The organism is Candidatus Bathyarchaeota archaeon (genome assembly GCA_029882535.1).
Lineage (GTDB): Archaea > Thermoproteota > Bathyarchaeia > Bathyarchaeales > SOJC01 > JAOUKM01.
Window position 1 is genome coordinate 14,190 of record JAOUKM010000018.1, and the last position, 14,051, is coordinate 28,240.

The window sequence follows — 14,051 nt, forward strand, 5'->3', positions numbered from 1 at the left end:
GAGTTTCTACGTATTCAAATAAAAGCTTTTCTGGACACATGCGCTATTTTCGTTGAATTATTTTCATGTAGGCAAATGTGGCAGTGGTGGCGAAGATAGTTGAAAAAACTACCAGATTTCTTATCATGTTAAACGTGAACTCTGGGGTGCCTAGGAGAAAGGATCTGATAAGATCTGCGCCGCTGCTTAGAGGGTTAAACTCAGCCAACATCACTACGAACTGCGGCATTACGCCATCCCGGCCAAGATCCTGTATAAGCGACAGCGGGTAAAAGATGCTGCTGCAGAAAAACAGCACATAATAAACCATGCCTCTCGCAGTAACGAATTTCTCAAGACTCGTTGTAGAGACTGCCGTGGCTATGCTCAAGCCTGAAATTCCTGTTGCTAACAGGAAGAGAGCGCCTAAAATCACGAGAAGTTGTGGAAGTGATGGAAAGCCGAGAAAAAGGAATGTTGTCAAGAGCAGCGGCGACATATATACCATGCCTCTCAGCCCGCCTGCAAGCAGTCTCCCTATGGCAAGTTCTAAACGTGTGATTGGGAGGCTTAGCATGTAGTGGTGGATTTGGCGGCGTACTTCCATGTTTATTTCTCTGCCTATCATGTAGGCTGAAGCGAATAGGCCTATTATGGTGACACCTGGGGCAAAAAAGCTGAAATAACTTATGATTTGCTCAGCTATGTCTGGGCTCACCATTTGGTTGTATACTACTGCCATGATAAATAGGTCGGCCAGGTTCATGCTTATGAGACCGGCTAGCCACCATTTGTAGCGAAAGAAGTTTCTAAAATCATGCTCAATTACGTGCAGAACTGCTTTCATTTATTGCCACCCTCCACCCTCAAGCCGTCTCTCATAAATTGTAACGCCGATAAATGTGAAGGTGAAGAAAAATATGACGAGCCCAATTATCGCCGCTAGCGGCATAGGGGTCATAGTTAGGTATTTTTCAATGCCCACACCCCAACGGAACAGGTCAGAGGCAAAGGTAACCGGATTAAAATTTGTCAAGACTGCGTATGCTTGGCTGGCATCTTGGACGAAAGTCTGAGGATACATTGTTGTACTTAGCCGAATTATGAAGGCATTTAGAACTCCCATAAGAATGTCGAAGTGGTCGCTAGACTTTAGCCCAACTGCAATCGTGATGCTCATCCCAGAAACGCCGAAAGCGAACAGGAAAAGGGCTAAAAAAGCAATTAGAAAATTTAGTGGATTTTCCAGTCCAATTACAAATAACGCTATAGCAATAAGTGGCCCTACAAAAATAAAGCTACGTATGCCACCGCCAATCGACCTTCCCAACACCAGCTCTCTTCTAGAAACTGGAAGACTGAGCAAATACTCGAAAACTCCATGTTCAGCTTCTTCAAAAATGTCGTATCCAATAAACACGGAAGTAGAGTATAACATCATTATTACAACACCTGCAACATAGTACTCAAAATAAATATCTGCTAGAGCAGGCACAACCATGCGAGAAGCAATTAACCCAAAAAAGGCGATTTGTGCTGCAAACCAAATGGCTCGCAAGATTATGAGGAACTTAAATTGCAAAAACATGCGTAGGTCTCTTTCAACCACCAATAACAACTTCTTCGTTTCTTTTCACCTCGAAGAACCCTTTTGCTCTGCCTCTTCAATGGTCAATCCTGTGTAATGTACAAACACGTCATCAAGTGATGGCTCGCTCATGTTGATTGACATAATTGGCAGGTTATTTTTCAGAAATAGCTTCATAATTTGAGGAACGACTTCTTGCACTTTGTTTAGATAAATCCTCAAATTCTTGGGGCTTACCGTAGCTACGTCTACGACTTCTGGGAATTTCTTCAACTCTTCCAACGCGTTTTTTGGTGCTTCTTTTTCAAGTTGAATCTCAACTATGTCTCCCCCTGGGATGCTGTCTTTCAGTGTTTTAGGTGTGTCACATACTAGCAGTTTGCCTTTGTGCATGATGCCGACACGGTCAGAAAGTATGTCTGCTTCGTAAAGCTCATTGGTGGCTAAGATTATGGTGGAGCCTTCATCTCGGAGTTCTCGAATCATGTTCCAAATCTTGTGTTTGCCAACCACATCTATTTGGGCGGTAGGCTCGTCGATGAAAGCAACTTTGGGTCTTTGAATCAAAATCTTAGCAACTTCTACGCGCTTTCTCATTCCACCAGAAAGCCCATGAACCTTTTTCTTTCTATAATCCCACATGCTTACGTCTTCTAAGACTTGCTTGACTCTTTTCTTCCTTTCTTGCGTTGAGAGACCGCAGACCTTAGCATGCCAATTTAACACATCCCACGGCGTGCTAACCCACAGAAGCTTAGGCTCTTGAAAGCAGATTCCAATAAGCTTCCGCACATCGTCTGGGCTCTTTCTTATGTCATGTTCACCCACGATAGCAGTGCCTTTGGTTGGCTTAATCACTGTTGTAAGCATGAGAACAGTGGTTGTTTTGCCGGCGCCATTAGGGCCTAACAATCCAAAGATTTCTCCGTCCTCAATGTTCAAGTTTAGATGGTCAACTGCAACCAAATCTTCGAAACGCTTTGTCAAGTCAATTGTACGGATAATAGACACCAATATACCTTCGTTGACTTAATTTCCCCGCTAGAACTAGAGATAATGAAAATCTTCAATAGATAAACGTATCGTAGAGTTGAAAATCAAGGGTTTATCTAACGGTATAACAAACTAAAAGCAGCATCTTGCGCTTTTTCCATAACCTCTTCTTCATCAAGTATTTTCACTTCACGATTCTCCATCACCACTTCACCATCAACAATCACACTGTCAACATCACACCCATGAGCAGAATAAACAAGACTCGCACACAAATCATGTAACGGCGTTAGATTAGGCTTCTTCAAATCAACCAAAATAACATCCGCCCGCTTTCCAACCTCCAACGAACCGATTTCCTTTTCCAGCCCCAACGCCTCAGCCCCTCTTATGGTCGCCATTTCCAAAACTTTCTTACTCGGCAAAACAGTCGTGTCTCCATAGTTTGTTTTCTGAAGCAACGCAGCAACCTTCATGCTCTCAAACATGTCCAAGCAGTTATTGCTAGCAGCCCCATCAGTGCCAAGACCCACAGTCACACCAGCGTCCACCAACTCCCTGACCTTCGCCACGCCCTGAGCCAACTTCATGTTCGCAACAGGATTATGCGCCACCTTCACATCTCTCTTCGCCAAAACAGCCATGTCCTCCCGCGTCAAATGAATACAATGAGCCGCAAGCACATCACTGTCAAGAAAACCTAATTTTTCTAAAAACCCGACTTCTGAAAAACCACATTTCTTCATAACCTTTTCAGCCATCTCCTTTGACTCAGCAACATGAATATGAACTCCTAAGCCCATCTGCGAAGCTTTCTCCCGCACCCTCGCCAGCAACTCCGCACTACATGTAAAAGCCGTGTGCGGTCCCAAAAACGTAGTAACTCGCCCATCCGCATATCCTTTGTACTTCTCAGCAAATTCAACTGCTTCTCTAAACAGCTTTTCTCCTCTTTTCCTGTCATTTGCCTCAATAATTCCTGAGGATAAAACAGCCCTCAATCCAGCCTTTTCCACTGCCTCAGCTACTTTATGCTCAAAAAAATACATGTCAGCAAAACACGTCACCCCGTTTTTAACCATTTCAAGACAGCCCAGAAGAGCACCAGCATAAACATCTTTGGAAGTAAGCTTTGCCTCCAAAGGCCAAATGGATTCGCTAAGCCACTTCTCTAACGTTGCGTCTTCGGCTAAGCCTCGAAAAAGCGTCATAGCCAAGTGAGTGTGGCAGTTTATTAAGCCAGGCATGGCAAGTTTTCCACGTCCTTCGAGTATGTTTTCAGCCTTTATCTTAGGGGCATCATTAGTCTCTCCCATATAGGATATGGCGCCGTCTTTTACTGCAATCAATCCTTTTGTAACGGCTTTCAAATTGTTCATTGGTAAAATCATGCAATTCCTTATGACGATGTCGGCTTCTTCGAAAACCATCTTGCTCTTACCTTGAAGTAATTATTGTCCACTCAAAAATTACATTATCGGTTGTATAAAGGAAGCAATATTTTCGCTGTTGGCTAATACAAAGTAAACAGTGAAAGGGGGACTCATGTGGCAAAGTAGAAGATGTGTGAGAAAGAAGTTTACTTTCTGGCGACGGAGTTTTTCATTGTGGAGCATATTGGTCTTTGTAGGATGCCGTTAACCCCGTTTACTAAGTTTTTGCTTAGGGCTATGTTGCTGATTTTGCGGCAGATGTGATTAAGCGAGTTTTCGGTGAAGTTTAGCAGGGTCTGTCCTTCAGTTGTAAGCTCATAAACTTTTCTTGGTCTTTCGTTGTTGAGGTCCCATTTGCTTTTGATGTAGCCTTTTTCTTCTAGGCTGTTCAGAAGGGGGTATATGGTGCTGGGGCCGAAGTAGACGCCGAAGTTTTTGCGTATGCTGGATATTATTTTGTATCCATGCATTGGTTTGGCGTTTAGGAATTGGAGTATGACGAGGTCTAGGAGTCCCTTCATCAGTTTGTTTTGAACTTCTCTCTTTTGTTGTCCCATTTTCTTCCTCTCGTAGACGCGTTGAACAGTTAGGTTGTTCACCGCATATACAATATGTCTCTAAAGAGACATATCTCAAGACTTATTATACATTAAACAGCCATATAAGTGTTGATGCGACTACAAGTCATAAAAGAGCATATTAACCCAGCATAATTATTCTGAAAATTTAATAATCTCTATAAGGAGGAACCATTAAAACGCTGGAACATGAAGTGTCTGGATCGTGACATATGTGTCTGAAAGCTTCAGGAAGGGAATTGTTCAACGCGTATTCAGAAACTTTCTTGATATAATAGTTTTGAGGTTGGTGCAGGCAGAGCCTATGTGGGGCTACAAGATTATTAGGTATGTAGAAGAAGAGTATGGGATAAGCATACGCCATGGTGCGTTGTATCCTTTGCTTAATAGCTTAGAGAAGAAGGGTTTTTTGAGAAGCAGGAAGGAGGAGAAAGGAGGGCGTGTTAGGAAAGTTTATGAGATAACGTCGAGAGGCATACAGCTTTTGGATGCTTACAGTGAAGTTTTACAAGAGCAAATACAAAAACAAGATATCAAAGCAGCATAGTAGTGTATTAGATTTTTAAGAAAAACACAACAGATAAGCTACTGTTGGAGTTTAGAGGTTTAGCTATGAAAGAGAATGAAGGCGTATTCGAGGAAACAGGAGAAGAACTTCTTAACAAGACCGATAAGTTATGCGAGAAAGAAGGAAGAGAAGGGTGGAAGCTTGCGCAAGAGACAATGCTAAAAGAAAAAACAAGCAGTTCAGAACTTGAAGAAGCCATAAAATACGTTATGCTCGATTACAAGCCGGATTACTTTAGACCAGCACTACTTTCTCTTTGTAGCAAAGCTGTAGGAGGGACTTCAGAAGTTACTATTTCTACTGCAGCGTCTTTGGTTTTGTTTGGTCGCGCTATTGGAATACATGATGACATTATAGATAAATCACGCACAAAGAATAGGCGTCCAACAGTTTTGGGAAAGTTTGGGAAAGAGCTTGCATTAGTATTAAGTGATGTCCTCTTCTTCAAAGGCTTCACACTACTAAGAAAAACCATTCGATCTGGTATACCCCCAGAGAAAATTATTGCAATTCTCAGCACGATTGAAAGAATATGGTTTGAACAAAGTGAAAGCGAAGTTTTGGAACTGCGATCCCGAAGGCAAATTGACATAACGCCTGAAGAATGCTTAGCTAAAATTAGAATGAGGGCTTCAGAGTTGGAGGCGGTTACTCGTATCGGTGGGATTCTAGGCTGTGGTTCGCAAGGCGAAGTCAACATTCTGGGTATGTTTGGCAGATTGTTTGGGATTATGTCAATGTTGCGAGATGAGATAATTGACGTGTTGGAGTTAGACGTGTTGAGGCATAGAATAAGACAAGAATCTTTACCGTTGCCTTTGGTCTATACACTACAGGACCCTAAAGCAAGACCCGAGATCATTTCAATTATTTCTAAAAAAAGATTAACAGCCATGGATCTGCAGAGAATTTCAAAGGCTTCAGATGATAGAAGAGGATTGAACTATGTGGCTGAGCTCATAACAAAAATGGCTGAAGAAGCATGCTCATACGTTGAATTGCTTCAAAATAAAAATAAGAAACTTAAACTATTAATTACTTCCACTACGATAAATCCGAGAGATTGGAAGCCAGTATTTCAAGCTACGTAGTTCCCCAGTTCAACAGTCCTCTTGAAGGAACCTTTGGAACCTTTTTCTTTTTTGCCATATTATAGCCCCAAACTGTATTTGTGTAGAACTGTTTATTTAAGCGTTTTGTTCTACACATGAACACTTCTCGAATCTGAACTCGAAATATACATTATCAATTCTTAAACTTAATTTGAACGATGTAAAAGAGAGTGAACATGACTACGCGTAGTGGCTGCAATGTTCCTTCGGCTTCAAGAGAGACACGGTTTCAAAGGAGAGCACATCGTAGCTTTTGCTCTTTTGTTTAACACTTTTTCTTGGTATTTTATTGGGCTGCTTATGATAGACAAAGTTGGATACTTTTTTTCTGAAGTAAGTTTTGAAAATCTGTATTTACGGTTGGTTTATACGGTTTCTATAATTGCGTCTGCTCTCGTTGGATCAGTTTCTCTGGCAAAGGTCCGCAAAGTTCGTTTTTTCTATGTTTGGTTACTCTTCGGAATTATTGCTTCACTCTTTTTGGCCACTCCTATGGTTTCTTCATTATTCACTACGCTTGTCATGGTCATGCTATTGGGTTCTTCTATGGGTCTCGGTATGCCTTTATGTCTAAGTTATTTTACAGAATCTACACCTATTGAAAACCGAGGAAAACTCAGTGGGATTATATTATTTGCGACGATTTTTAGCGCACCCTTCGTCTCTATAATTATGTCTACGTTAGATTTGGTCTCAAGTGCAGTAATTCTCGCCCTATGGAGAGGATGGAGCTTACCAATGCTGTTTTTCACTCCCAAAAAGAGCGATGACTTCGAACCACGTATTCAAAGAACCCCTTCGCTCATCTCAGTTTTCCAGAATAGAACATTTGTTCTATATTTTGTTGCATGGCTCATGTTTACTTTGGTAGATAGCTTTGGATCAGTCTTTGTGAACTTCCACGTTGGAGAGATTCGTTTTCTAATTGGAATCGTTGAGCCGAGTGTTGCAGGGGTCTCCGCCTTAATTGGGGGGGTACTATCTGACCAAGTTGGCCGGAAGCGAGTGATGATCTTCGGTTTTGTTTCACTTGGAGTAGCTTATGCTATGGTAGGACTGGCCGCGCATATATGGATTGCATGGCTCTTCTACTTTATTATAGATGGCATAGCCTTAGGACTATTAGTGGTATTGTTCGTGATGGTGTTGTGGGGAGACCTACCCAGAAATGGTTCAGAAAAATTCTATGCAGTTGGAGTAGCGCCGTTTTTCTTAACTCAAATGCTATCTCTTCTTCTTGCTCCTTATGTTGCTTTGATTCCTGAGACCAGTGCTTTTTCGTTAGCCGCATTCTTTCTCTTCATAGCCGTAATACCCCTACTCTACGCACGAGAAACCCTACCAGAAAAGAAAATCCAACAACGCCAACTAAAAATATACACTGAAGAAGCCCTCAAACTAAAACAAAAAATCAAACAAAAATAACACACCTCCCACAACGACCAAAAAGATAACTTTTTAGGTCATCTAATAACTCTATCTATCCTAACCCCCACAAAAGGAACCCACAAACATTGATAACTCAACAACAAAAAAATCTCGTTAAACAACAAGAACAATGGGAAAAAACCACAGTACCCAACTGGCTAAAACGCCATCCAGAAAGAAAAAAACAATTCCACAACATCTCAGAAACCCTAATAAAACGACTCTACACACCCCTAGACACAAAAAACCTCAACTACACTCAAGATCTAGGCTTCCCAGGAGAATATCCCTTCACCCGCGGCGTCCATGCCACAATGTACCGAGGGCGCATATGGACAATGCGCCAATTCAGCGGCTTCGGCACAGCAGAACAAACGAATAAACGGTTCAAGTATCTCCTCAAAGAAGGAGAAACAGGTCTCAGCATCGCCTTCGACTACCCCACCATCATGGGCTACGACTCAGACCACCCTATGTCACAAGGCGAAGTAGGCAGATGCGGAGTCGCAGTCGCATCGCTAAAAGACTTTGAAGTCCTTTTTGACGGGATTCCCCTCGACAAAGTAACCACCAGCATGACTATAAATGGTCCCGCGGCCATGCTATTAGCGATGTACATCGCCATAGGAGACAAACAAGGCGTTCCACGCGCAATGCTTGGAGGCACAACGCAAAATGACCTTCTTAAAGAATTCTTCGCCCAAAAACTCTGCATATTCCCCCCAAGACCATCAGTCAAACTCGTAATCGACATAATTGAATATTGCACCAAAAATCTGCCAAGATGGAACCCCATAAGCATAAGCGGCTACCACATCCGCGAAGCAGGCTCAAACGCCGTTCAAGAACTCGCCTTCACACTCTACGATGGCATTGCCTACGTAGAAGCAGCCATCGAAAGAGGACTCAAAGTAGACGACTTCGCCCCACGCTTAAGCTTCTTCTTCGCCAGCCACAACGATTTATTTGAAGAAATCGCCAAATTCCGAGCAGCACGCAGACTCTGGGCAAAACTGATGAAAAACAGATTTAACGCTCAAAAACCACGCTCCATGTGGATGCGCATGCATGTCCAAACCTCCGGCTGCACATTAACAGCTAATCAACCCCTCAACAACATAATCCGCGTGACACTTCAATCTCTCGCAGCAATACTTGGTGGAACACAAAGCCTACACACAAATAGTCACGACGAAGCTTTATGCCTCCCCACCGACGAAGCGGTTCGCATAGCATTGCGAATACAGCAAATAATCGCGCACGAAAGCGGTGTTCCAAACACGATAGACCCTGTTGGAGGAAGCTATTACGTGGAAACGTTGACAAATCAGATGGAAGAGAAAGCCATGGATTATATTGAAAAAATCGATGACATGGGCGGCGTCTACGAAGCTATCGAAAGAGGTTTCTTCCAAAAAGAAATCGCCGATAGCGCTTATAAATATCAGCATGAAATTGATAATAACGAGAAGACATTGGTCGGTGTGAATGAGTATTTCATCGAAGAACCTGAATGTCCCATCGAGCTTCTACGTATCGATCCAAAAGTCGAAGAACAACAACTAGCAAAGCTTCAAAGGCTTCGGCGCGAACGCAACGATGTTAAAGTGAAACAAGTTTTAAGCAAACTTCATAGTGCGGTAGATAAAGATGGAAACTTGGTGCCTACAATAATTGAAGCTGTAAAAGCTTATGCAACGCTAGGTGAGATATGTGGTGTCCTTCGAAACGTGTATGGGGAATATAAAGAATTGATAGTTGTTTAAGAGGAGACGTTAAGACATTGCAAGAGAAAAAAATCCGAGTTCTTGTGGCAAAACCTGGATTGGACAGCCATGACAGAGGCGCAAAAGTTGTGGCACGGGCTTTAAGAGATGCTGGGATGGAGGTTATCTACACTGGACTGAGACAGACGCCTGAGCAAATAGTGGAAACTGTCCTGCAAGAAGATGTTGATATTTTAGGATTAAGCATACTTTCAGGCGCTCACATGACACTTTTCCCTAAAATAACTGAACTCATGAAGCAAAAGAGACTTGATGATGTTGTCGTATTTGCTGGCGGCATAATACCAGAAGAGGATATTCCGTCTCTTAAGCAGCTTGGAATAAAAGAAATCTTTGGACCAGGCACACCAACAAAAACCGTAGTCAGCTTTGTTAAAGAGAATGTAGAAAGAAGTCGTTGATAAAAATTGGCTACCTCTCAACAGCTTGCCGATGCAGTACTAAAAGGAGACCACAGAGCCATAGCCCGAACAATAACACTCATAGAAAACAACACTCCAGAAGCACAAAAAATTGTATCCCAACTTTATCCACATACTGGAAAAGCACAAATAATCGGTGTAACGGGGCCGGGTGGAGCTGGAAAAAGCACTTTAGTCGAGAAACTAATTAAGGCGCTGAGACAGCGAGACAAAACAGTAGGTGTAGTAGCTGTTGATCCCACCAGCCCATTTTCTGGCGGCGCGTTCTTAGGCGACCGCATACGCATGCAAGACCTGAGCACTGACAAAGGAGTTTTTATTCGAAGTATGGCAACACGAAATAACCCTGGAGGTTTGGCTAGGGCTACCAAAGACGCTGTCCGCATTTTAGACGCAGCAAACATGGACGTAGTTATCGTAGAAACAGTGGGATCTGGGCAATCAGAAGTAGATATTATTAAAATTGCCCAAACGATTGTTGTAGTTTTAGCCCCTGGTCTTGGCGATGAAATTCAAGCAATCAAAGCGGGCATGATGGAAATAGGCGACATCTTTGTTATTAACAAGGCTGACCGTAAAAACGCAAACAAAGCAGTTACTGACATACAAGCCATGTTGCAACTTAGCAATGAAAAAAACAAATGGATCCCAACGATAGTCAAAACGATAGCCACCACCGGTGAAGGAACTACTCAACTCTTGGAAAAGATTGATGAACATACAAAACACCTTGAGAAAGGTGAAGCCAGCTTAAGGCAAAAGAGAATAGTGGAAACAGAACTTGTAGCGGCTATAAAGCAAAAGACCGCTGAACATGTCGTAGAGGTGCTCAGGAGAAGCGGCAAACTAGATGCACTGATCTCAAGCATTCTGACAAGAAAAATAGATCCTCTTACTGCGGCAGAGAAAGTGTTAGCTGAACAAATTAAAGGTAACTTTAGCGAGGACGAATAATTCGATGAAAAAGCAACGATTAGAAACCGGCTTAGTGCAAGTTTACACAGGCGACGGAAAAGGAAAAACTTCTGCCGCATTCGGTTTAGCTCTCAGGGCCATCGGCAGAGGATTGAAGGTTTACGTAATCCAATTCATTAAGGGCGGTTTTGACTATGGTGAACTTTATGCAATCAAGCAGCTTGCGAGCTTGGAGTTGAAGGCTTTTGGACGTGGGAAGTTTATTACAGAAAAGCCTCCTGAAGATATTGACATAAAGTTTGCTATGGAAGCTTTTGAGTTAGCTGAAAAAGTCGTTTTCAACGGCGAGTATGATATTGTGATACTAGATGAAATTAATGTGGCTCTTAACTTGAGACTGATAAGGGTAAACGATGTTGTCAAGTTGTTAAAGAATAAGCCTAGGCATGTAGAACTGGTTTTAACGGGACGATATGCTCCTTCAGAAATCGTTGAAGCAGCTGATCTTGTTACGGAAATGAAAGAGATTAAGCATCCTTTCAAGAAAGGAGTTCCGTCGAGGAAAGGCATCGAGTATTAGAAGTCTATTTCATTAATTACCTGATGAGCTTTTGTCTATTCAGCAGATTACTAGTTTATGCGAGACCAAGGTATCTTCATTTTGTCAACAACGATTTCTTTGTAAAAATCTAATGTTTCCTTTTTGCTGTTTGTTCCTTCGATTATCATGACACCGCTTTTAAGAATGCTTGCAAGAATTCCCTCTTTTGTCACGAAGGTTACTCCAAGTTTGGCTTCAACATTTAAACGGTTCCTTTCTTCCTTCAAAAGACCAACTAGTTTCTCAATTTTCATATTCAAGTTTTCTTTTGGAACCACGATAAAAACTCGCTTTTTGTTTCTTCCACAACCTTCTTCAATCAAAACATTCTTCAGAGGAGTAGGGCTAGCTTTAGGCTGACGTCCACAAACAGGGCAGCTTTCTGCACGTGTAACCTCTATTTCTTCAAAACGCATAAAACTGACGTCACAGTATAGAAGTTTGTCTTTAAGGCTTGGTTGTCTTCCCAGGAGTATTTTGACTGTTTCAGCAACCTCTATGCTTGCCACAACGCCTAAAACTGACGGATGTACCCCGACTGTGCCGCATGTAGGTAAGTTGCTGTCGTCAAGTTTTCCGTAAAAACATTCTAGACATGCAGTTTTTTGTGGGATTATTGTGGAAGCATTTCCAAAGGTTGAGATAGCAGAGCCAAACACGTAGGGAATCCTCAGCCTGACACAAGCTCTGTTTACTGCATACCTAGTGTTCATGTTGTCTAAACCGTCAACAACTACATCCATCCCATTTAATATTTCATCAGCGTTGTTCTCATTAAGAGACAGGGGAAGCGGTTCAAATTCCACGTAGGGATTTAACTTTTCCAGCTTTTTTACAGCTGCCTCTACTTTGGGGAAGCCGACGAGATCAAAGTTGTAGAGATGCTGCCTTTGGAGGTTTGATTCTTCAACGACGTCTCGGTCAACAAGTTTTAAATGTCCTACGCCCATGGCGGTCAACTGCGTGACTATTGTGGAGCCGAGGCCTCCTAGACCTACAATGCAGACCTTTGCTCTCTTCAATCTCTGTTGTCCTTTGTATCCTATTTCGTCTAACATTATCTGTCTTGAGTAAAATCGTAACTCTTCATCTGAAAGCTTCTCATCTTGCTCTTTAAACATTCGCTTGAGACGTTTCTCCATTTTCAACTCGTAAGTGTGTTCTTCAGGAGGGTGAGGCAACCGTTTCAAGTATTCTTCTATGTCCGTTGTCTCAGCATTCGGGCTCTCTCGTCTCTTCTCTGTCTCAGCCATACTGAATTTCCTCATTTAACGTTAGTTTTTCTAGGCTCTTTCTTAGTCCTTACCTTGCTAAGCATGATGCATAAATTTTTCCTAAAAATAGCTAGTCGAAGGCTGAAAACTAGAACTTGTGAATGTAAGGCACAAGTTCATAGACGTTTTGTGGTTTAAGGGATAAGCCAAGTTGCAAGTATGCTGCTGAAGCGTTGAAGTAGGGTTGTCCTTTTCTTGAAAACAGTGTTAGAATTTTGCCATTATGGCTTATTTTGAAGCCATTTTGAGCTGGTTCATGTCCGCGGATCAACATTTTGACATCTAACGTGCTGAGAAATTTTCGAGTAACATCTTCGCCAAAAAGCCTTCCTGCCCCTCGGGCCGATGGACGATTTCCTTTAATAGTTTCATCAGGGTCACTCCAAAGAATCTCTTCAAGATGCCTTTCTTTAGGATGCTTTAAATGAGCAAATTTCAAATCTTCCAGTGAAGAAGCACGACTCGGCACTCCAGCATGAACCATCACGCAAAGCTCATCCACAACCACTGCATTGTAGAGATAGGGAAATAGTTCACGAATTTTTGAATAAACAACTGAGCCTTCTTCGCCAAACCTTGTCCGCAGGTTTTCTGGTAAGTCATGAGGGTAAGCCAGCAAGTCGTCAGGTCCTTCATGGTTCCCTCGCATTAGCACTATTTTTTGTGGAAAAAGCTGCTTCAACTTCAAAACTAAATAGTAAACTTCTGGAGAATAGATCCCTCTATCCCCATAATCGCCGAGAAAAACCAAGAGAACCTCCTTATTTTTTGTGGCTTTTTCTACAAATCTGCAAGTTTTCAGCATGTACACAAGACTTTCCAAATCACCATGTAGATCACCGATGACAATCGCCTCTCCAGAAGCTTTTACATTAACAAGCCGGCCTTCAATACCCAAATTTCCTATTTGCTCTTTTTCTGAAGCCAAGAGTTTTGTGGCTTTTCCGATTAAGCTGATGTATTCTGTGCTGTCTGCTTCGAGAGCTTTGCGAGCCATTTCAGCTAGGTTTGTCATGTTGCCAACTAGTCCTGAAAAGTATTATGTGCAGTATAGCATAAATGCTATATCTGCACCAATCACACTCTTTTTTGAGTAGCTACTCTTAAATAACTAGCGTTTTACTTTGTAAATCCGTGTGGTTAGCACTATGGCGTTCCTAAACTCGAAACAGATAGCTTTCATCGCCATAATGAGTGCCTTAGGAAACATTCTTGCTGGAATTTCAATCAATATTGCCCCAATATTAGCCGCCACTTCCCCTGGTGGGGGTGGAGCGGCATTAGACCTTTCACACATCGCAACGTTTATTGCTGCAATCTTCGGAGGTCCCTTAACGGGAGCGATTGTAGGTCTCCTCGGCGGAATCTATTCT

15 protein-coding genes are annotated in these 14,051 nt (G+C 42.4%); 8 read left to right on the forward strand and 7 right to left on the reverse strand.

What is annotated here, in order from left to right; translation table 11 throughout:
* Positions 1-43: 43 nt before the first annotated feature.
* The 5 genes from OEX01_05835 to OEX01_05855 all read right to left on the reverse strand — a co-directional run bounded on the left by OEX01_05835 (position 44) and on the right by OEX01_05855 (position 4,550).
* Positions 44-826 (reverse strand): ABC transporter permease, encoded by a 783-nt coding sequence (locus OEX01_05835; GenBank protein ID MDH5448506.1) that lies wholly within the window; start codon positions 824-826, stop codon positions 44-46.
* Positions 827-1,588: an ABC transporter permease gene (locus OEX01_05840; protein ID MDH5448507.1), complete on the reverse strand. Its 762-nt coding sequence runs from the start codon at positions 1,586-1,588 to the stop codon at positions 827-829.
* Between the two features lie 24 nt (positions 1,589-1,612).
* Positions 1,613-2,578, reverse strand: a complete 966-nt coding sequence (locus tag OEX01_05845; protein MDH5448508.1) for an ATP-binding cassette domain-containing protein — start codon at positions 2,576-2,578, stop codon at positions 1,613-1,615.
* 98 nt (positions 2,579-2,676) lie between these two features.
* On the reverse strand, positions 2,677-3,990 hold the full coding sequence (locus OEX01_05850) for an amidohydrolase (protein MDH5448509.1): 1,314 nt from the start codon (positions 3,988-3,990) through the stop codon (positions 2,677-2,679).
* Between the two features lie 149 nt (positions 3,991-4,139).
* Positions 4,140-4,550, reverse strand: coding sequence for a PadR family transcriptional regulator (locus tag OEX01_05855; GenBank protein ID MDH5448510.1), 411 nt, complete (start codon positions 4,548-4,550; stop codon positions 4,140-4,142).
* A gap of 235 nt (positions 4,551-4,785) precedes the next feature.
* Between OEX01_05855 and OEX01_05860 the strand changes: the two genes are divergently transcribed.
* From OEX01_05860 to cobO, 7 genes are all read left to right on the forward strand, one after another.
* Positions 4,786-5,118 (forward strand): PadR family transcriptional regulator, encoded by a 333-nt coding sequence (locus tag OEX01_05860; GenBank protein MDH5448511.1) that lies wholly within the window; start codon positions 4,786-4,788, stop codon positions 5,116-5,118.
* Between the two features lie 65 nt (positions 5,119-5,183).
* Entirely contained in the window at positions 5,184-6,230 is a 1,047-nt protein-coding gene (locus OEX01_05865; GenBank protein ID MDH5448512.1) for a polyprenyl synthetase family protein, read from the forward strand.
* 219 nt (positions 6,231-6,449) lie between these two features.
* Entirely contained in the window at positions 6,450-7,676 is a 1,227-nt protein-coding gene (locus OEX01_05870) for an MFS transporter (GenBank protein ID MDH5448513.1), read from the forward strand.
* 89 nt (positions 7,677-7,765) lie between these two features.
* Positions 7,766-9,445, forward strand: coding sequence for a methylmalonyl-CoA mutase family protein (locus tag OEX01_05875; GenBank protein ID MDH5448514.1), 1,680 nt, complete (start codon positions 7,766-7,768; stop codon positions 9,443-9,445).
* 17 nt (positions 9,446-9,462) lie between these two features.
* Positions 9,463-9,867, forward strand: a complete 405-nt coding sequence (locus OEX01_05880) for a cobalamin B12-binding domain-containing protein (protein MDH5448515.1) — start codon at positions 9,463-9,465, stop codon at positions 9,865-9,867.
* Positions 9,868-9,873: 6 nt separating this feature from the next.
* Positions 9,874-10,842: a methylmalonyl Co-A mutase-associated GTPase MeaB gene (gene meaB / locus OEX01_05885; GenBank protein MDH5448516.1), complete on the forward strand. Its 969-nt coding sequence runs from the start codon at positions 9,874-9,876 to the stop codon at positions 10,840-10,842.
* Positions 10,843-10,846: 4 nt separating this feature from the next.
* The gene (cobO, locus tag OEX01_05890; protein MDH5448517.1) at positions 10,847-11,383 is read left to right on the forward strand and encodes a cob(I)yrinic acid a,c-diamide adenosyltransferase; all 537 of its coding nucleotides are present in this window, start codon (positions 10,847-10,849) and stop codon (positions 11,381-11,383) included.
* Between the two features lie 50 nt (positions 11,384-11,433).
* On the opposite strand, the gene OEX01_05895 is transcribed toward cobO, so the two are convergent.
* Complete coding sequence (locus OEX01_05895; protein MDH5448518.1) at positions 11,434-12,657, reverse strand: HesA/MoeB/ThiF family protein; 1,224 nt, start codon at positions 12,655-12,657, stop codon at positions 11,434-11,436.
* Positions 12,658-12,766: 109 nt separating this feature from the next.
* A complete protein-coding gene (locus OEX01_05900; protein MDH5448519.1) occupies positions 12,767-13,675 on the reverse strand; it encodes a serine/threonine protein phosphatase in 909 nt (302 codons plus the stop codon).
* Between the two features lie 151 nt (positions 13,676-13,826).
* Between OEX01_05900 and OEX01_05905 the strand changes: the two genes are divergently transcribed.
* The coding region (locus tag OEX01_05905) for a hypothetical protein (GenBank protein ID MDH5448520.1) at positions 13,827-14,051 on the forward strand (225 nt) is incomplete at its 3' end.